Origin of the sequence: Aeromonas sp. CA23, from assembly GCF_002587065.1 — a bacterium.
Taxonomy (GTDB): domain Bacteria; phylum Pseudomonadota; class Gammaproteobacteria; order Enterobacterales; family Aeromonadaceae; genus Aeromonas; species Aeromonas bestiarum.
Genome location: NZ_CP023818.1, coordinates 679938 through 699449, shown reverse-complemented (window position 1 = coordinate 699449; position 19512 = coordinate 679938). Strand labels below are relative to the sequence as shown.

Genomic DNA, 19512 nt, shown 5'->3' with positions numbered 1-19512 from the left:
AGGACAAACACGGTGGCTTGTCTGCCGTGCGGAAGAGGGTCGTGAAGGGTACTGGCCGGTTGGATTGCTCCAGCAGGCGCCTGCTTCGGATGGGTAGCGGAAACTCAGGAAACAGGACAGGCACCCGACAGGACCGGATTCCAATATGGAACATGCTATTTGCGAGGGGGTGACATGGAAATGTCACCCCATTTTTTATGGCCCGCTGGCTGAGTGGCACCCAGAAAAAGACCGCCGGTTGGCGGTCTTTTTCTCTGTTCAGCCCAACGGCTCATGGTCAGGCGATGCCCGCCAGCAGCCGGCTCCAGTTGCGCTTGCTGGCAACGAAGCCATCGTGCAGGTTGCGATATTCCAGCTGCAGCTTCAACTTGTCATAGCGGGCCAGCGCCTTGCGCTTGCGTTGTTCCAGCAGGCGTTTGCGGCTGGCGTAGTAGTGCTGCAACTGCTGGCTCAGCTTGTCGTACTCCTCCTGCAACAGCGCCTGCCACAACTCCCTGTCCTCCTGCTTGCGCAACTTGGCCTGCGCCCGCTTGAGCTGCATTTCCAGTCTGGCCTGTTCGATCAGCTCTTCCGGACAGGATCTCAGATCCCGGGTCAGCCCGCACCAGGAGGCGCTGCGGATCAGCCACTTGGTGGGATCGAACTGCCACCAGTGGATGCCGTTGCGATAGTCGTTTTCGAACAGGTGGTGGAAGTTGTGATAGCCCTCGCCGAAGGTGAAGAAGGCCAGGATGCCGTTGTCCCGCGCCGTGTTGCGGTCGGTAAACGGCTGGCTGCCCCAGATGTGGGCCAGGGAGTTGATGAAGAAGGTGGTGTGGTGGGTCATCACCATGCGCAGCACCCCGGCCAGCAGCAGCATGCCGAGCAGATCGCCGTGGACGAGACCCAGCAGCAGCGGGATGCCAATGTTGGTAGCCAGGGTCAGCGCCAGATAGTGTTTGTGCTGGAAGACGACGACGGGGTTGTTCTGCAGATCCCGCACGTTGCTGTAATCGTTGTAGATATCACGCTGGTACTCGCGCAGCATCCAGCCGATGTGGGAGTACCAGAAGCCGCGACCCGCGCTGTAGGGATCCTTCAGGTTGTCGTCCACATGGCGATGGTGGCGACGGTGATCGGAAGACCAGTGCTGGGCTGAGTTTTGCAGGGCGAGGGCCCCGCCAATGGCGAAGATCCACTGCAGGATCGGGTGGGCCTTGTAGGCCTTGTGCGACCAGAGGCGGTGGTAGCCGGCGGTGATGGAGATGCCGCTGTAACAGAACAGCAGCAGGAAGCAGCTCCACTGCCAGAGGTCATAGCCATGGGTCATGCCGTACCAGGGCACGGCTATCAGTGCGGTCAGCCCGGAGAGGGCAAACAGCAGGGTATTGGTCATGATGATCGGTGGGCGTTCCATCTCACTCGGTTCCTTTCAGCGAACAGCTGTGCGCCATTCTCCACGCAGCCAGAATTCGGGTCAATGGTAAAAAAGTAGGAGACAAACCTGATCCCGGCTCGGCCTTCGGGTTATCATTTGGCCTCGATAACCTGAAGGTGACTGTTTTCGTGGGTATTCGCGCGCAACAAAAAGAAAAAACCCGGCGTACTCTGATCGATGCGGCGTTCAGCCAACTGTGCGCCAATCGCAGCTTTTCCAACCTCAGCCTGCGGGAAGTGGCGCGGGAGGCGGGCATAGCGCCGACCTCTTTCTATCGTCACTTTCGCGACATGGAGGAGCTGGGGCTGACTCTGGTGGATGAAGGGGGCCTGACCCTGCGCCAGCTGATGCGCCAGGCGCGTCAGCGCATCGCCGGCGGCGGCAGCGTCATCAGCACCTCGGTGCAGACCTTCATGGAGTTCGTCGAGAACAACCCGAACATCTTCCGGCTGCTGCTGCGTGAGCGTTCCGGTACCTCGGCGGCATTTCGGCAGGCGGTGGCGCGGGAGATACAGCACTTCATCGCCGAGCTGACCGATTACCTCGAAGCCACCACGGGGGCGCCGAGGGAAGAGGCCTACATTCAGGCCGAAGCCATGGTAACCATCGTTTTCAGCGCGGGTGCCGATGCCCTCGACATGACCAGCGAAGAGTGCCGGGCCCTGTCCGAGCGCACCATAAGCCAGCTGCGCATGATCGCCATGGGCGCCGAGGTTCAGAACCAGAAGCGCCGCCAACCTCTTTCTTAAATCAAGGATGGACACTTCCATGCATGATCAGAATCCGATCCCGAAGAAACCCCTGCTGCTGGCCCTGCTCATCGGCATCTGTGGGGATGCCTCCCTGACGGTGTTGTCAGAGTCGGTGGTGCCCTTCTCCTTCTTCCCGATGATCGCCTTCGTGCTGGCAGCCTATCAGCTCTACCAGCACTACCGTCACGTCTCGCTGGAGGGCAATACACCGCTCTGCATGCTGCTGTGCCTCTTCATCGGCGGCTTTGGCCACTCGGCGCTGGTCAAGGTGCAGTACCCCGAGCTTGGCAGCAACTTCTTCTCGCTCATCATGATGTTGCTGCTGCTGGCCGTGCTGTCGATCAAGCTGGGCATCAGCGTGGGGAAAAAAGAGAAGGAGTGACGCGCACTCCTTCCTGATAAATCATGACAGGGCCGGGTTCACCCGGCTTTGTTGTCTGTGCCGCGCTGCTTGGCGTCCACTATGGCCTGCAGTCGAGCCCGGATCTCCACCATGCCGAACACGCCGAACACCAGCACCTGGACGAATTCGATCCGGCTCACCGCGAAGTAGGGTTTGCAGGCGGCCTTGACCATGCTGGCCTGTACCCAGTGCATCAGGATCACGATCACGCCGCAGACCGGCAGAAAACCGTTCAATTTGCCTGGCAGGGGGGCGAGCAGACTGACCAGCACGCCGAACCAGAAGAACAGGATCAGCCCCATCGCCAACAGATTAAATACCCGCTTCATCGTTTACCTCTCGCAGATAGAGTTGATAGCAGACCTGACCGGCTTGCTTGTCGTTGAGCCGTTGCCCAAATTGACGGGGAGGGGCACAGCACCCATCTCCCACCCGGCATTTAAACCGCAGCGTCATTCTTGGTATCCCGCAGATAGAGTTGGTAGCAGACCTGACCGGCTTGTTTGTCTTTGAGCAGCTGCCAGCTGGCAGGGAGTGCCAGATCGGCCATCTCCTTCTCCCTTTCCAGATAGATGAGGGCATCCGGTGCCAGCCAGCCGCGCTGCTCCAGCAGCTCGCATACCTGGGGCAGCAGCTCGCGCCGAAACGGCGGATCGAGGAACACCAGATCGAAGGGAGTGACAGGGCCTTGCAGCCAGCTGACGGCATCGGACTGGATAACCTGGCCTTGGCTGCTGCCGAGGGCGGCCAGATTCTTTTTGATCTGGTCGGCGGCACCCTTGTCCATCTCGATCAGGGTCACCTGTTCGGCATAGCGCGACAGCGCCTCCAGCCCCAGGCCGCCGCTGCCGGCGAACAGATCCAGACAGCGGGTGCCACGGACATGGGGGGCCAGCCAGTTGAAGATGGTCTCCTTGACGCGATCCGTGGTGGGTCTGAGCCCCTCCACATCCTTGACCGGCAATTTGCGGCCCTTCCACTGGCCGCTGATGATTCTGACAAAGCCCGATTTCCCCTGCGGGGCCGGGCTCTTGTTCGGGATGTTACGGCTGGGTTTCACTCTGGGCATCGCGTTTCGTCGTCAGAAAATAAAGTGGTAGTATAAGGCGGTTCATTTTTATGCCGACCCGCCGAGGGACGGCTATCTTAGCAGTCAGCCAACGAAGTGAGTATTTTTTAGATGGCAAAAGGTTTGTTTTCCTGGCTGGGTTTCGGCCGCAAGAAAGAAGAGGCTGAGGCTGTCCAACCACAGACACCCCAAGCCACCCCCATTATCGTTGAGCCTGAGGTCGTCGCTCACCCCGCTCCCGTTTCCGATACTACGCCGGTTGTGCCCCCTGAATTGCCCGTCAGCGCACAGAATGATCTCCTGCCCGCTGGCGCTGCGCACGATGACGATTGCTGCGCCCCCACCGATCTGGACGTGGGTCCGCTGGTGGTGGAAGAGTGTGCCTCCGAGCTGGAGCCCGTCATCGTCAATGAACTGCTGATCGAGCAGGAGAGTGCCGAGGCGCAGGCTGCGGAAGTCGCTCGCATCGCCGCCGAGGCAGAGGTTGCCGAAGCTGCTCGCATCGCTGCCGAGGCACAAGCTGCAGAAGCCGCCCGTATTGCTGCCGAAGCGCAGGCCGCCGAAGCCGCCCGTATCGCCGCCGAGGCACAGGCTGCGGAAGCTGCTCGTATTGCTGCCGAGGCACAAGCTGCGGAAGCTGCTTGCATCGCCGCCGAGGCTCAGGCTGCGGAAGCTGCTCGTATTGCTGCCGAGGCGCAGGCTGCGGAAGCTGTTCGTATTGCTGCCGAGGCGCAGGCTGCCGAAGCTGCCCGTATCGCTGCCGAGGCTCAGGCTGCCGAAGCCGCCCGTATCACCGCCGAAGCGCAGGCTGCCGAAGAGGCTCGTATCGCCAAAGAGGCCCAGAGAGCGGAAGATCTTCGCCTGGTTGCCGAGATGGAAGCTGAAGCCGCCGCATTGGCTGCCTTGCCGCTGGCCGCCAAGGTGGACGATGATACCCAGGACAAGCCGCAGCGGGAGGGCTTCTTTGCCCGCCTCAAGCGCAGTCTGGTGCGCACCAAGGAGAATATTGGCTCCGGTTTCTTCGGCCTGTTCAGTGGCAAGAAGATCGACGATGAGCTGTTTGAAGAGCTGGAGACCCAGCTGCTGACCGCCGATCTGGGCGTCGATACCACACGCCGCATCATAGATGGTCTGGTGCAGCATGCGGATCGCAGGCAGCTCAAGGATGCCGAGGCGCTCTACGGCCTGCTCAAGCAGGACATGGGTGCCATGCTGGCCCAGGTCGAGCAGCCGCTGGTGATCGACACCAGCAAGAAACCCTACGTGATCCTGATGGTTGGCGTGAATGGCGTTGGCAAGACCACCACCATCGGCAAGCTGGCCAAGCAGTTCCAGGCCGAAGGCAAGAGCGTCATGCTGGCCGCCGGCGACACCTTCCGCGCCGCTGCGGTCGAGCAGCTGCAGGTATGGGGTCAGCGCAACAACATCCCCGTGATCGCCCAGCATACCGGCGCCGACTCCGCCTCCGTCATCTATGACGCCATCGAGGCCGCCCGCTCGCGCGGTGCCGACGTGCTGATCGCCGACACCGCCGGCCGCCTGCAAAACAAGAGCAACCTGATGGAAGAGCTCAAGAAAGTGGTGCGGGTGATGAAGAAGCTGGATGAAGAGGCGCCCCACGAGGTCATGCTGACCCTGGATGCGGGCACAGGCCAGAACGCCCTCAGCCAGGCCAAGCTGTTCAGCGAAGCTGTGGGGCTGGACGGTATCGTCCTCACCAAGCTGGACGGGACCGCCAAGGGCGGCGTCATCTTCGCGGTGGCCGACAAGTTCCAGATCCCGATCCGCTATATCGGGGTGGGCGAGGGGATCGACGATCTGCGCCCCTTCGTCGCCAACGACTTTATCGAGGCACTGTTCAGTCGCGATGAGTAAGCTCAGGCGCCACGGTAAGCGCCACATGCCCCGACTCAGGTCGGGGCTTGTCACTGTCAGGGATCCGTTATGATTCGTTTCGATAAGGTCAGCAAGGTATACAGCGGCGGCCATCAGGCGTTGCAGAAGGTCAGCTTTCACCTGCGCAAGGGAGAGATGGCCTTCCTGACCGGACACTCGGGGGCGGGCAAGAGTACCCTCTTGAAGCTTATTAGTGTGATGGAGCGGCCGACCGACGGGCGTGTCTTCTTTCACGGCGACGACGTCAGTCATATCAGGCGGGGCGATATCCCCTATGTGCGCCGCCAGATCGGCATGATCTTTCAGGATCACCGGCTGCTGATGGACAGAACCGTATTCGACAACGTGGCGCTGCCGCTGGTGATCGACGGCTACAGCCATGCCGACATCAACAAGCGGGTGGCAGCGGCGCTGGACAAGGTAGGGCTGCTCGGCAAGGAGCGCTACCAGCCGCGCATGCTCTCCGGTGGTGAACAACAGCGGGTCGGCATCGCCCGCGCCATCGTCAACAAGCCACCGCTGCTGCTGGCGGATGAACCGACCGGCAACCTGGATCCTCAGCTCTCCATGGACATAATGCGGCTGTTCGAGGAGTTCAACCGCTTCGGCGTTTCCGTGCTGATTGCCACCCACGATCTGGGGCTGATCGCCCGCATGCGCTATCGCACCCTGACCCTCAAGGCGGGGCGCATGTATTCGGCAGGGGAGGAGCTCTGATGGCTATTTTCCGTCACAAGCAGCCACCACAGTGCCGCTTCATGCTGGCGTGGGTTGAGGATCCGGCCCGCTCTTTGCTCGCCAGACACTTGCCAGGGGAGATGTTCTGATGGCTATTGTTCGTCATAAACAACCGCCGCTGCGCCGGTTCATGATGTACTGGGTCGACCATGCCCGTCAGGCTTTCTCCAGCCTGGGCGAGCTGTGGCGCAATCCGCTCGCCTCCCTGATGACGCTGGCGGTGCTTGGCGTCAGCCTGGCGCTGCCCTCCTGCTTCCACGTGCTGCTGAAAAATGCCGAGGTGGTGGAAGGGAGCTGGCAGACCAGTTCCCAGATCTCCCTCTATCTGCGCAAGGATCTGCCCGAGCAGAGCATTCTCGACATGAAGCAGCGGATCCTGCTCTATCCCGAGGTGGAGTCCGTCACCTACATGAGCCGGGATGAGGCGCTCAAGGAGTTTCGCGAGATCTCAGGTTTCGGCGATGCGCTCGATTACCTCGACAGCAACCCGCTGCCGCCTGTGCTGAGCGTCATTCCCGATCCCCGCTGGCAGAATCCGGAAGGGGCAGCCGAGCTGCTCAACAAGCTGAACAACGAGGATGGCGTCGAACAGGGCAAGCTGGATCTGCAGTGGCTGACCCGCTTGCAGGGGATCATGAACCTGCTGCGCCACACCATCACCGGCATAGCCGTGCTGCTGCTTTCCGCCGTGCTGCTGATCGTCGGCAATACCCTGCGCCTGAACATCCTCAACCAGCGATCCGAGATCGAAGTGCTCAAGCTGGTGGGGGCGACCGACGCCTTCATTCACCGTCCCTTCCTTTATACCGGCATCTGGTTCGGGGTAATCGGCGGCATGCTGGCCTGGTGGCTGACCGAGGTGATGGTGATCTGGAGCGAGGGTGTGGTGAAGGAGTTGGCCGGGCTCTACAACAGCAATTTCCGGCTGGTCGGCATGGGGGCGGTGGATGGGATTAATCTGATTCTGCTAGGGGCTCTACTGGGGCTGATCGCCTCCTGGTTCTCGGTCCATCGCCACATTCGTGACATAGAACCATCCTGATTGATTTATCAGCGTTTTAAAGCGCTGGATTTTGAGACACGGATCAAGTAAAAGAGGGGCCGTTTCTGGCACGGCCAGCGTTCAGAGAGTAATCTGAACGATACTGATCTTCGGGATCTTCTCTGGATCCTGTGAACCTTCTGATTTATAAGCAGTCTACAAGTGCTGAAGAACTTATACGGGTGTGGCCCCTCTGCCTTGCTCGTCTGACTTGGCAAGCATGTGAAGGTTGCGAGCTCCGCAACAATGGACTTAGCATGCTACTTTTCGGGGGTCCTTGATTGTGACCCCCTTTTTTTGACTGTTCATTCATGATTCATCCTGCCGGCCTAAGATAACCCCGGTTCAGACATGCTCACTATGATGTTTGATGCAGGCCGCAGAATGGCGTCCGGTCAGTAGACAGACCCTCTCAGGGTGTTAGACTGATTCGATTGAAAAGAAAGAGGTAGAACATGGGAACTTCATTGCAGCGCACTATGGCTCTGATTCCGCAAGGTAGTCTGGAAGGCTATATCCAGGCAGTTAACTCGATTCCTGTGCTGACCGCAGAGGAAGAGCGTGAGCTGGCTGAGCGTTTGCAGCAGGGCGGCGATCTCGAGGCTGCCCGTCAGCTGGTCATGTCGCATCTGCGTTTTGTCGTTCACGTCGCCAAGAGTTATGCCGGTTACGGTCTGCCCCAGGCTGACCTGGTTCAGGAAGGCAATATCGGCCTGATGAAGGCCGTCAAGCGCTTCGACCCGACCGTCGGGGTGCGACTCGTCTCCTTCGCCGTGCACTGGATCAAGGCCGAGATCCACGAATATGTCCTGCGCAACTGGCGCATGGTCAAGGTGGCGACCACCAAGGCCCAGCGCAAGCTGTTCTTCAACCTGCGCAAATCCAAGAAGCGTCTGGGCTGGTTCAGCCACGATGAAGTGCAGGCCGTCGCCGCCGAGTTGGGGGTCTCCCCGACCGATGTGACCGAGATGGAAGCACGCATGAGCAACTACGATCAGGCGTTCGATCTGGTCGGTGATGATGAAGATGAAGGTGGCTTCGCCCCGGTTCATTATCTGGAAGACAAATCGTCCGATCTGGCGGCCACCATAGAGAATGACAACTGGGATGACCATGCGACCCGTCGCCTGAGCTCGGCCCTTGCCACTCTGGATGAGCGCAGCCAGCACATCATCCGCGCCCGCTGGCTCGATGATGACAGCAAGACCACCCTGCAGGAGCTGGCCGACACCTACGGTGTCTCTGCCGAGCGGGTGCGTCAGCTTGAGAAAAACGCACTCAAGAAGCTGAAAGACGCCATGGAGGCCTGATGCCTCCCTCACAAAAACAGGGCCTGATGGCCCTGTTTTTGTTTCACGAGCATCTGGTCGGCCTTGCCTTGGTTACCCTTGTCTATGTTATGTTGCCGCCACTGCCACAGTAGGGAGAGCAGATAGTGAAACTGTTGAACGACCTGTTTACCAACAACCGCGAGTGGGCGGAACGGATCAAGGCCGAGGACCCGAATTTCTTCGCTACCCTCTCCGCCCAGCAGGCCCCCGAATACCTCTGGATCGGTTGCTCCGACAGCCGGGTTCCCGCCAACCAGCTGATGGGCTTGCTGCCGGGGGATGTGTTCGTCCACCGCAACGTCGCCAACCTGGTGGTGCACACCGATTTCAACTGCCTCTCGGTGCTGCAATACGCGGTCGAGGTGCTCAAGGTGAAGCACATCATCATCTGCGGCCACTATGGCTGCGGTGGCGTCAAGGCAGCGATGCAGAACCAGGAGCTGGGGCTCATCGACAACTGGCTGCGCAACATCAAGGATGTCTACTTCAAGTATCGCGAACAGCTGGATGCCATCGAAGATGAGCACGAGCGTTTTGATTACCTGTGCGAGCTGAACGTGGCCGAGCAGGTGGCCAACGTCTGCCACACCACCATCATCCAGAATGCCTGGCGCAAGGGGCAGGAGCTGGCGGTGCACGGCTGGATCTATGGCATCAAGGACGGTCTGCTGCACGATCTGGATCTCTGCATCAGCGGGCCGGATCAGATCCCCGATGTTTACCGCGCCTGGCCGGACATGCGTCCGCCCCACCGCCGTCGCTGAGGAACCTGCCGTTGGCGCCAGCCCTCTATCTTCAGATCAAGCAGCACATCCTGGACGGGATCCGCGAACGCCACTATCAGGCGGGGGACAGGATCCCGACCGAGGCCGCCCTGTGCGAGCTGTTCACCGTGAGCCGGATGACGGTCAACAAGGCGCTGCGTGAGCTGGTGGCCGAGGGCTGGCTGGTGCGTACCGCCGGTTCCGGCAGCTTCGTGGCGGACAGGCGCACCGAGTCGCCGCTGTTGGCCATTCGCAACATAGCCGACGAGATCGCCGAGCGCGGCAGCGAGTACAGCGCCCGGGTGATCCGGCTGCAACGCCAGGCCGCCGACGAGAAGGTGGCGGTCCAGCTCGGGTTGCGGGTCGGCGCCCCCATCTTCCACAGCCTCATCGTCCATCAGGCCGATGGGGAGCCGCTGCAGCTGGAGGAGCGCTTCGTCGATGCCGAGCGCCTGCCGGACTACGGCGGGCAGGACTTCACCCAGCAGACGCCGAACCGCTACCTGATGGAGGTCTGTCCTCTCTCCGAGATGGAGCACGTGGTGGAAGCCGTGCTGCCGAGCGCCGGTGAGGCCGGTCTACTACAGGTGCGGGTCGATACCCCCTGCCTGTTGCTGCACCGCCGTACCTGGTCGGAAGGTTATCTGGTCTCCTACGCCCGCCTGCTCTCGCCAGGTTCCCGCTACAAGCTGAGTTCCAAGACCAGCCTCAGCTGATTGTATATACATATTGTTTTTAACAGAGCCCACCTCATGGTGGGCTTTTTTGTGCTTAAACTCTAATCACAGCGCTGTTATCAAGATGTGAATTTGATCCTTTCTTTCCTGCCAGAGATCGGATATAAATTAATGTATATACATTTAGAGGTCGGTATGAACAAGGAACTGTTGAACTGCGAGCGGGTCTGGCTCAACGTGACACCCGCCACCCTGCGCCCCGATCTGGCCGACTACGGTCTGCTGGAGCCCCACGCCCTCGGCGTTCATGAAGGCAAGATCCACGCCCTGGTGCCCATGCAGGATCTCAAGGGCCCTTATCCCGCCCACTGGCAGGAGATGAAGGGCAAGCTGGTGACCCCCGGCCTCATCGACTGTCACACTCATCTGATCTTCGCCGGCAGCCGGGCCGAAGAGTTTGAACTGCGCCAGAAAGGGGTGCCCTATGCCGAGATCGCCCGCAAGGGTGGCGGCATTCTCAGCACGGTAAGGGCCACCCGTGCCGCCAGCGAGGAGCAGCTGTTTGAGCTGGCACTGCCGCGGCTCAAATCCCTGATCCGGGAAGGGGTCACCACTGTGGAGATCAAGTCCGGCTACGGCCTCACGCTGGCGGATGAGCTCAAGATGTTGCGGGTTGCCCGCAGGCTTGGAGAGGCGCTGCCGATCCGGGTCAAGACCACCCTGCTGGCGGCCCATGCGGTGCCGCCCGAATATCGCGATGATCCCGACTCCTGGGTCGAGACCATCTGCCAGGAGATCATTCCGGCGGCCGCCGAGGCGGGTCTGGCGGATGCGGTGGACGTCTTCTGCGAGCACATCGGCTTCTCGCTGGCCCAGACCGAGCAGGTCTATCTGGCGGCGGATCAATACGGTCTGGCGGTGAAGGGCCACATGGAACAGCTCTCCAACCTGGGGGGCAGTGCGCTCGCCGCCAACTTTGGTGCCCTCTCTGTGGATCATCTGGAACATCTGGATCAGGAAGGGATCCAGGCGCTGGCCCACCGTGGCGTGGTCGCCACCCTGCTGCCCACCGCCTTCTATTTCCTGAAAGAGACCAGGCTGCCCCCGGTCGCCGCCCTGCGCAAGGCCCATGTGCCCATGGCGGTCTCCTCCGACATCAACCCGGGCACTGCCCCCATAGTGTCGCTGCGTATGGCCATGAACATGGCCTGTACCCTGTTCGGTCTGACCCCGGTCGAGGCCATGGTCGGGGTGACCCGCAACGCCGCCCGCGCGCTCGGCGAGCAGGAGCGTTTGGGGCAGTTGAGAGTGGGCATGCTGGCGGACTTCCTGGTCTGGAACTGCGGGCACCCGGCCGAGCTCAGTTACCTCATCGGCGTCGATCAGCTGGTGAGCCGTATCGTCAACGGCGAGGAGACGCTGCATGGATAAGTTCAGCCTGCCCCATATGTCGGTCTGGCAGGGGCGCCAGGATCCGGAAGATGGCGAGCTTGCCCTGCGCTGGCACGACAAGGTGCAGGCCTGGCCGCTGATCGGGGCAGCCGAACCCGGCGTCGCCCTGGTGGGCTTTGCCTGCGACGAGGGGGTGCGCCGCAACAAGGGGCGCGTGGGGGCGGCCGGCGCACCGCTGGCGATCCGCAAGCTGTTGGCCAACAGTGCCTGGCATCTGACCCGTCCCGTCTTTGATAGCGGCGATCTGTGCTGCGACGACGGCGATCTCGATGCCGCCCATGGCCGGTTGGCCGAGCGGGTGGCTAGCCTGCTGGATGACGGCCACTTCCCGCTGGTGCTGGGGGGCGGTCACGAGGTGGCGTTCGGCAGCTGGAGCGGCCTCAACCGCCATCTGGCTGGTCAGGGTCGGGTCGGCATCATCAACTTCGATGCCCACTTCGATCTGCGTCGCAAGGTGGAGCAGGCCAGCTCGGGCACCCCCTTCTTCCAGATCGCCGAGCAGTGCGCCGCCCAGGGCACACAGTTTCATTACGCCTGCCTCGGGGTGGCCGAGACAGCCAATACCCAGGCGCTGTTTGCCCGCGCCGATGAACTGGGGGTCTGGTATGCGCTGGACGAGGCCATGACCCAGGCCGAGCTGCCCGAGCTTCTGAACGGACTGGATGCCTTTATCGCCCGTTGTGATCACCTCTATCTGACGATCGATCTCGACGTGCTGCCCGGCGCCGTCATGCCGGGGGTGAGCGCCCCCGCCGCCCGCGGCGTCGAGCTGGCGGTCATCGAACCCCTGATTGCCCATATCCGGGCCAGCGGCAAGCTGCGGCTCGCCGATCTGGCCGAGTACAACCCGAACCTGGATCAGGATAACCGCAGCGCCCGCGTGGCCGCCCGGCTGGTCCATCAGTTAACCAAGTAGCGCTCTGCCGAGGGCAGGTCGCCATGCTGCTGCATTGATAAAACAAGGAGTGTGTATGTCTGAGCAACACCTGGATCCCCGTCAGGATCCGAGCCGGGTCATCCGTGCCCCCCGTGGTACCGCGCTGACCGCGAAAAGCTGGCTCACAGAGGCGCCGCTGCGGATGCTGATGAACAACCTGGATCCGGAAGTGGCCGAGCATCCCCAATCCCTGGTGGTGTATGGCGGCATCGGTCGCGCCGCCCGCAACTGGGCCTGCTACGACAAGATTGTCGAGGTGCTGACCCGGCTCGAGGAAGACGAGACCCTGCTGGTGCAATCCGGCAAGCCGGTCGGCGTGTTCCAGACCCACAAGGATGCGCCTCGGGTGCTGATCGCCAACTCCAACCTGGTACCGCACTGGGCCAACTGGGAACACTTCAACGAGCTGGATAAGAAAGGCCTCATGATGTACGGCCAGATGACGGCCGGCTCCTGGATCTACATAGGCACTCAGGGGATAGTGCAGGGCACTTATGAAACCTTCTTCGCGGTGGCCAACCAGCACTTCAACGGCGAGCCTGCGGGCCGCTGGATCCTGACCGGCGGTCTGGGCGGCATGGGCGGCGCCCAGCCGCTGGCCGCCACCATGGCCGGCTTCTCGATGATCGCCGTCGAGTGCGACGAGACCCGCATCGATTTCCGTCTCAAGACCCGCTACGTCGACAAGAAGGCCCATAGCCTGGATGAGGCGCTGGCCATGGTCGAGGAAGCCAAACGCAGCAGCACCGCCGTCTCCGTCGGCCTGCTCGGCAACGCCGCCGATGTCTTTGCCGAACTGGTGGCCCGCGGCATCACGCCGGACGTGGTGACCGACCAGACCTCGGCCCACGACCCTATCCATGGCTACCTGCCCCAGGGCTGGAGCGTCGCCCAGTGGCGCGCGCTGCAAAAATCCGCGCCCCAGGAGGTGAACCAGGCCGCTCGTCACTCCATGGCCCGCCAGGTGGAAGCCATGTTGACCCTGCAATCCCGTGGCGCTGCCACGCTGGATTACGGCAACAACATCCGCCAGATGGCGCTGGAGGAGGGGGTCAAGAATGCGTTCGACTTCCCCGGCTTCGTGCCCGCCTATATCCGCCCGCTGTTCTGCGAGGGAATTGGCCCCTTCCGCTGGGTGGCGCTGTCCGGCGATCCGGAAGACATCTACAAGACGGATCAGAAGGTCAAGGAGTTGATCCCGGACGATCCCCACCTGCACAACTGGCTCGACATGGCCCGCGAGCGCATCGCCTTCCAGGGCCTGCCGGCGCGGATCTGCTGGGTCGGGGTCAAGGATCGGGTTCGCCTGGGCCTGGCTTTCAACGAGATGGTGAAAAATGGCGAGCTGAAGGCGCCCGTGGTCATAGGTCGCGATCACCTGGACTCCGGCTCTGTGGCCAGCCCGAACCGCGAGACAGAGTCGATGATGGATGGTTCCGATGCCGTCTCCGACTGGCCGCTGCTCAACGCCCTGCTCAACACCGCCGGCGGCGCGACCTGGGTGTCGCTGCACCACGGCGGCGGTGTGGGCATGGGCTTCTCCCAGCACTCGGGTGTGGTGATCGTCTGTGACGGCTCCGATGACGCCGCCAGACGCGTCGGCCGCGTGCTGCGCAACGACCCGGCCACCGGTGTGATGCGTCACGCCGACGCAGGCTACGAGATTGCCATCAACTGCGCCCATGAGGCGAAACTGGATCTGCCGATGCTGACCGCAACGGGCAAAGGGGTTAAATAAGATGTTTGAACTCAATCTGTTACCGGGCAAGCTCTGCCTCAATACCCTGCGCCGCGTCAGCCGCGAGCCGGTTCATATCAGCCTGGATCCGGCCGCGCTGCCGGGGATCCACGCCTCCGCTGCCGTGGTCACCAAGGTAATCGAGCAGAATCGCGTGGTGTACGGCATCAACACCGGCTTTGGCCTGCTGGCCAATACCCGCATCCCGGTGGAGCAACTGGACGAATTGCAGCGCTCCATCGTGCTCTCCCACGCGGCCGGCATCGGCACCTACATGGATGACGCCACAGTGCGGCTGATGATGGTGCTCAAGGTCAACTCGCTGGCGCGGGGCTTCTCCGGCATCCGCTTGACTGTGCTTGAGGCGCTGATGACCCTGATCAATGCCGAAGTCTATCCTGTGGTGCCGAAGAAGGGCTCCGTCGGTGCCTCCGGCGATCTGGCGCCGCTGGCCCATATGAGCTGTTTATTGATTGGTGAAGGCAAGGCGCGCCACAAGGGCGAGCTGATGGACGCTGCCACGGCGCTGAAGATCGCGGGTCTCGAGCCCATCTCTCTGGCACCGAAGGAGGGACTGGCCCTGCTCAACGGCACCCAGGCCAGCACGGCGTTTGCGCTGGAAGGCCTGTTCCACGCCGAGGATCTGTTCGCCGGCGCCATCACCATAGGTGCCATGAGCGTGGAGGCGGCGCTGGGCAGTCGTCGTCCGTTCGATGCCCGCATCCATGAGGTGCGCGGTCAGCTCGGCCAGATTGATGCCGCCGCTTGCTACCGCCAGCTGCTGGTGGATGGCAGCGAGATCGGCATGTCTCACCACAATTGCGAGAAGGTGCAGGATCCCTACTCGTTGCGCTGCCAGCCCCAGGTGATGGGGGCCTGCCTGACCCAGATCCGTCAGTCTGCCGAGGTGCTGGTATGCGAGGCCAATGCTGTCTCCGACAACCCGCTGGTGTTTGCCGAGGATGAGGAGATCCTCTCCGGCGGCAACTTCCACGCCGAGCCGGTGGCCTTCGCCGCCGACAACCTGGCACTGGCCATCGCCGAAATCGGGTCGCTGTCCGAGCGTCGCATGGCGCTGCTGATCGATTCGCGCATGTCGGGTCTGCCCGCCTTCCTGGTCAACAACGGTGGGGTGAATTCCGGCTTCATGATCGCCCAGGTCACCTCGGCGGCGCTCGCCTCCGAGAACAAGAGCCTGGCCCACCCGGCCTCGGTGGACAGCCTGCCCACCTCCGCCAACCAGGAGGATCACGTCTCCATGGCTACCTTCGCCGCGCGCCGACTGGCGGACATGGCGGAGAACACCCGTGGCATACTGGCGGTCGAGCTGCTGGCGGCGGCGCAGGGGCTGGATTTCCGTGCTCCGCTGCGCACCACTGAGCTGCTTGAGCTGGCCAAGGGTCGGCTGCGCAGCAAGGTCAGCTTCTACGACAAGGACAGGTACTTCTCGCCGGACATCGAAGCGGCTGCCGAGCTGCTGGCTCAGGCGAGCTACAACGACCTGATCCCGGCAGGTGTGCTGCCCAGCCTCTAAGCCCCATTCGCTCCATAGCAAAAGACCGCCCTCAGGGGCGGTCTTTTCGTTGCTGCGGTAGCGTGATCCGTTATTCGTGCTCGAACATCAGGAACAGGTAGACCACGAACAGCACCAGGTGGGTAGCACCGTGCAGCACATTGGTGCGGCCGCTGCTGAAGGTCACCTTGCAGACCATGAGGGTGGTGACGAGCAGCACCATGTCGGCGGCGGAGAGGCCGAGGCGCACCTCCTGGCCCAGCATGGCACCGATAAACAGCACGGCGGGCACTGTCAGGGCTATGGTGGCCAGCACAGAGCCGAAGTAGAGGTTCATGGCGCGCTGCAACTGGTTGTTGAAGGCAGCCTTGATGGCGCCCACGGCTTCCGGTGCGAGCACGATACAGGCCACGATGAAGCCACCCAGCGCAGGCGGCGCAGCCATCACCTTGACCCCGTAGTTGATGGGGATCGCCAGCGTCTTGGCCAGCAGGATCACCACCACCAGATAGGCGAGCAGCAAGAGGGTGTGGTAGAGGTTGCTCTGCAGCGGGCCGTGGTGCTCTTCGTAATCCTCGTGGTCGCTGTCGACGAAGAAGTGGCTGTGGCTGCGGGTCTGGATCAGCAGGAAGATACCGTAGAGCAGGATGGAGATGATGATCAGCATCCAGGACATGGGGCTCGACATGCTGCCAATGGTGCCGCCCCGGGTGAAGTTGGGCAGCACCAGACAGAGCAGGGCCAGCGGTATGATGGCGACCAGGTAGGATTTGACCCCATCCAGATTGAAGCTCTGGGTGTGGTAGCGCCAGCCGCCGAACAGCAGGGTGAAGCCCACCAGGCCGTTGGTGACCAGCATCACCACGGCGAACATGGTGTCACGGGCCATCACGGGATTGGGGTCGCCGGTCAGCATGACGGAGGAGATCATCACCACTTCCAGCGAGATGACGGAGAGCGTCAGGATAAGGGTGCCGAAGGGTTCACCCAGCTTGATGGCGAGGGCATCCGAGTGGCGTACCACAGAGAAGATGGCCCAGGTGACGATGGCAAGCAGCGCCGCCGAGACAGGAAGATAAATCGCAAGCGGAGTGGCCTCTGTCAGCAGGTCGCTGCCCAGCGTCTTGAAAAACAGCAGGGTCAGCAGGCCAATGGACAGGGCAATCTCTTGCCGGATAAATGACTTCATAGGCAATGGTTCTCATCTCGGGGCGGCCGGGGCCGACGGGGTATGGAGGCAAAACGGCGCCGCTACGGGTGTGGCGGGCCTGCTAATGATAAAGGGAGTTGTACCGCCAGGGGAAAATCATTTTGTTGCAGGATGTAATCTGCCGCAACTGCCCCGTCGGGTCGGGATATAGATAGGTATCTGCCCGCTTACTGCGTAGCATGGGGGCATGCCGGTCGAATTCATGCTTCCGTGGATCTGGCGGCATCCTGACCAGGGACTCCCATGTCTGTTGTGCGTCTGCGTTATCACACCATAGAGTTTGGCGAACTCGACATCCACCTGCGCACGTTGCGTGACAACCAGCAGTTCTCCGATGACGAGGGAGAGGCGGAAGCGCTCGGCATCTCCTCGGCGTTCTGGCCGCTGTTTGGCATCGTCTGGGACTCCGGCAATGTGCTGGCCCACCTGATGGTGGAGCACGAGGTGGCGGATCTGCGGATCCTGGAGGTGGGGTGCGGCATAGCCCTGGCGAGTCTGGTGCTCAACCACAGGCTGGCGGACATCACGGCCACCGATTATCACCCGGAGGCGGGGGCCTTTCTGGCGGCCAACGTGCTGCTCAACAAGGGGGCGCTCATCCCCTTCATCCGTACCGGTTGGGAAGATGCCGTCACCGAGCTGGGCCGCTTCGATCTCATCATAGGCAGCGATCTGCTCTACGAGCGCGGCCAGGTCGAGACCCTGGCCGGTTTTATCGAGCAGCACGCCAAGTCGCACTGCGAGGTGATCCTGGTGGATCCGGGGCGTGGCCAGCAGGGTCGCTTCAGCAAGTTGATGACGAGCCTGGGCTATGCGCACAGTCAGCACAAGCCGCTGGACGTGAGCTATCTGAGCCAGCCCTTTCGCGGTCAGATACTGCAATACCGGCGTTGACCTTTCTCACCGGTGTCAGCCTTCTCCGGCATGGTTTTGTCGCCATGCCAACAGCCAGATCTGCAGCCGGGCCAGGGCCATGGGCCTGGCGTACACATAGCCCTGGATCAGATGCACGCCGTGCTGGCGCAGATAGTCGACCTGTTCCCCGGTTTCGACCCCCTCGGCGATCATCTCCATGCCGGATTCGTGACCGAAGGCGATGATGGAGTCCAGCAGCGTCCGCTTGAGGTCGTCCGTGCCTATGGTGTCGACGAACATCTTGTCGATCTTGATCTGGCGGATGCCGAGTCGCTGCAGGTAGGCGAAGCCGCCATAGCCGGTGCCGAAATCATCCAGCTTGAAGTGATAGCCCAGCTGCTGCAGCGCCGTGATCTCGCCGATCGCCGCCTTGATATCTGTGATCGGCTTGCGCTCGGTCAGCTCGAAGGTGAGCCGGGTCGGTGAGGGCCAGCCGTGCCGCTGCAACAGGGTGCGCAGATGGGGTTGCTCCAGGTGGGTGGCCACTATGTTGACGCTGACCCACTGCGCCGGCGCCAGCCGGGGAAGATCCGTCATGATCCGCTCCAGCAGTTGCTCCGTCATCGGCAGGATCAGCCCCTGCTCCTCCGCGTAGTCGATGAAGGCGCCGGGCGGCACCAGCTCGCGCCCCCGCTGCCAGCGCAGCAGCGCCTCGAAGCCAACCACCTGCTGGCTGCGGTTATCCACTATGGGTTGATAGAAGGGGACAAACTCCCGCCTGGCCAGCCCGGTTTGCAGCAACCCCTTGAGAGAGCGACGATAGTTGCGCAGCCCCCAGTAGGCGGCGACCAGCAGGGCTCCCAAGGCTCCGCCATACCAGAGCCCATGGTGCCGTGCCTGTTGCCGGGCATAGCGCTCCAGCGCCTTGCCCGCCCATAGCGTCTGCCTGATCTGTTCATCGGGATCGCGGAAGCTCAGACCTATGCTCTGGCTGCCGACCTCCTGCTTGATGCTGCTGTCGCCGCGGGGAAAGGTCTGGCTCGATGTCCCCGGTTGCTGGTCGAGTTCCAGATAGAAACAGTCGGTGCAAGGATATTGCAGCAGAGAATGGCTCCAGCTGTTGCTCAGCACCCAGTAGACGATGTTGCCGCCGGTGCGGTAGTAGGCGACCAGCTCCTGCTCTGTGTGGAAGCGGGACTGGGTGGCGGCGATCCCGAACGGCTCCTGGTTGGCGTAGGGGGGCAGCTCGATCGGGGTGAAGGGCAGGTCAACCCCCAGACTGGAACAGCCACCGCCGCTAGCGAGCAGGATCCCCTGAATGCGGATATGGCCGTTGTAGAAGCGGGGATCCCGCAGCAGCGCCATGTCCTGCTCGCCGCAATCGAGCCGAAACTGGGTCAGCTGGCTACGGACGTTGTTGTCCAGCAGACGGTGACGTTCCGCCAGCGCGGTCTCGATCCCTTCCTTCTTCTCCTGCAACAGCTGGTGGGCCAACGGGCCGCCGAGCAGCTGACTGAGAGGCAGGCTGGCCAGCAGGGGCAGGCAGAACAGCAACAGGCTGAGCCAGAGGGGGGGGATGGGTCGCATGGTGCACCTGCCTGGTGTGCGGATGGGATGCATATGGGTGGCATCATCATAGTGCATTAGCTGAATCGATTTGAGCGGGGCTGATCACACTTGTAGCGCGAATTTATAATGTGCTGATAAATAATGGTTTT

18 protein-coding genes are annotated in these 19512 nt (G+C 61.9%); 13 read left to right on the top strand and 5 right to left on the bottom strand.

The window, feature by feature from the left end; genetic code table 11:
* Positions 1-277: 277 nt before the first annotated feature.
* Positions 278-1396 (bottom strand): fatty acid desaturase, encoded by a 1119-nt coding sequence (locus tag CK910_RS03215; protein ID WP_043557047.1) that lies wholly within the window; start codon positions 1394-1396, stop codon positions 278-280.
* Positions 1397-1545: 149 nt separating this feature from the next.
* On the opposite strand from CK910_RS03215, the gene fabR reads away from it, so the two are divergent.
* Both fabR and CK910_RS03205 read left to right on the top strand, forming a co-directional pair.
* The gene (gene fabR, locus CK910_RS03210; protein WP_042868558.1) at positions 1546-2166 is read left to right on the top strand and encodes an HTH-type transcriptional repressor FabR; all 621 of its coding nucleotides are present in this window, start codon (positions 1546-1548) and stop codon (positions 2164-2166) included.
* A gap of 19 nt (positions 2167-2185) precedes the next feature.
* The gene (locus tag CK910_RS03205; RefSeq protein WP_156140203.1) at positions 2186-2551 is read left to right on the top strand and encodes a YijD family membrane protein; all 366 of its coding nucleotides are present in this window, start codon (positions 2186-2188) and stop codon (positions 2549-2551) included.
* A 38-nt stretch (positions 2552-2589) separates the two neighbouring features.
* Here CK910_RS03205 and CK910_RS03200 read toward each other — a convergent pair whose 3' ends face one another.
* Complete coding sequence (locus CK910_RS03200) at positions 2590-2901, bottom strand: DUF1145 domain-containing protein (RefSeq protein ID WP_065401883.1); 312 nt, start codon at positions 2899-2901, stop codon at positions 2590-2592.
* Between the two features lie 110 nt (positions 2902-3011).
* Positions 3012-3641, bottom strand: coding sequence for a 16S rRNA (guanine(966)-N(2))-methyltransferase RsmD (gene rsmD, locus CK910_RS03195; RefSeq protein ID WP_098980995.1), 630 nt, complete (start codon positions 3639-3641; stop codon positions 3012-3014).
* A 111-nt stretch (positions 3642-3752) separates the two neighbouring features.
* On the opposite strand from rsmD, the gene ftsY reads away from it, so the two are divergent.
* From ftsY to hutH, 10 genes are all read left to right on the top strand, one after another.
* The gene (gene ftsY / locus CK910_RS03190) at positions 3753-5516 is read left to right on the top strand and encodes a signal recognition particle-docking protein FtsY (protein WP_098980994.1); all 1764 of its coding nucleotides are present in this window, start codon (positions 3753-3755) and stop codon (positions 5514-5516) included.
* A gap of 69 nt (positions 5517-5585) precedes the next feature.
* Entirely contained in the window at positions 5586-6254 is a 669-nt protein-coding gene (ftsE, locus tag CK910_RS03185) for a cell division ATP-binding protein FtsE (RefSeq protein ID WP_042868566.1), read from the top strand.
* Positions 6255-6363: 109 nt separating this feature from the next.
* A complete protein-coding gene (ftsX, locus tag CK910_RS03180; protein WP_042868569.1) occupies positions 6364-7317 on the top strand; it encodes a permease-like cell division protein FtsX in 954 nt (317 codons plus the stop codon).
* A 455-nt stretch (positions 7318-7772) separates the two neighbouring features.
* Positions 7773-8627 (top strand): RNA polymerase sigma factor RpoH, encoded by an 855-nt coding sequence (gene rpoH / locus CK910_RS03175; protein WP_011899178.1) that lies wholly within the window; start codon positions 7773-7775, stop codon positions 8625-8627.
* A 125-nt stretch (positions 8628-8752) separates the two neighbouring features.
* Positions 8753-9412, top strand: a complete 660-nt coding sequence (can, locus tag CK910_RS03170; protein ID WP_042868573.1) for a carbonate dehydratase — start codon at positions 8753-8755, stop codon at positions 9410-9412.
* An 11-nt stretch (positions 9413-9423) separates the two neighbouring features.
* A complete protein-coding gene (hutC, locus tag CK910_RS03165; protein ID WP_098980993.1) occupies positions 9424-10128 on the top strand; it encodes a histidine utilization repressor in 705 nt (234 codons plus the stop codon).
* A 156-nt stretch (positions 10129-10284) separates the two neighbouring features.
* Positions 10285-11520, top strand: a complete 1236-nt coding sequence (gene hutI / locus CK910_RS03160; protein ID WP_172955225.1) for an imidazolonepropionase — start codon at positions 10285-10287, stop codon at positions 11518-11520.
* Positions 11513-12457 (top strand): formimidoylglutamase, encoded by a 945-nt coding sequence (hutG, locus tag CK910_RS03155; RefSeq protein ID WP_098980991.1) that lies wholly within the window; start codon positions 11513-11515, stop codon positions 12455-12457. The genes hutI and hutG overlap by 8 nt, the downstream gene beginning before the upstream one ends.
* Before the next feature lie 55 nt (positions 12458-12512).
* Positions 12513-14216 (top strand): urocanate hydratase, encoded by a 1704-nt coding sequence (hutU, locus tag CK910_RS03150; protein WP_098980990.1) that lies wholly within the window; start codon positions 12513-12515, stop codon positions 14214-14216.
* A gap of 1 nt (position 14217) precedes the next feature.
* Complete coding sequence (gene hutH, locus CK910_RS03145; RefSeq protein WP_098980989.1) at positions 14218-15750, top strand: histidine ammonia-lyase; 1533 nt, start codon at positions 14218-14220, stop codon at positions 15748-15750.
* A 70-nt stretch (positions 15751-15820) separates the two neighbouring features.
* Here the strand turns inward: hutH and CK910_RS03140 are convergent, their stop codons facing one another.
* Positions 15821-16918, bottom strand: a complete 1098-nt coding sequence (locus CK910_RS03140; RefSeq protein ID WP_043139740.1) for a calcium:proton antiporter — start codon at positions 16916-16918, stop codon at positions 15821-15823.
* A 264-nt stretch (positions 16919-17182) separates the two neighbouring features.
* On the opposite strand from CK910_RS03140, the gene CK910_RS03135 reads away from it, so the two are divergent.
* The gene (locus CK910_RS03135; protein ID WP_098980988.1) at positions 17183-17833 is read left to right on the top strand and encodes a class I SAM-dependent methyltransferase; all 651 of its coding nucleotides are present in this window, start codon (positions 17183-17185) and stop codon (positions 17831-17833) included.
* Between the two features lie 15 nt (positions 17834-17848).
* Here CK910_RS03135 and CK910_RS03130 read toward each other — a convergent pair whose 3' ends face one another.
* On the bottom strand, positions 17849-19381 hold the full coding sequence (locus tag CK910_RS03130; RefSeq protein ID WP_172955224.1) for an EAL domain-containing protein: 1533 nt from the start codon (positions 19379-19381) through the stop codon (positions 17849-17851).
* Positions 19382-19512 lie beyond the last annotated feature (131 nt).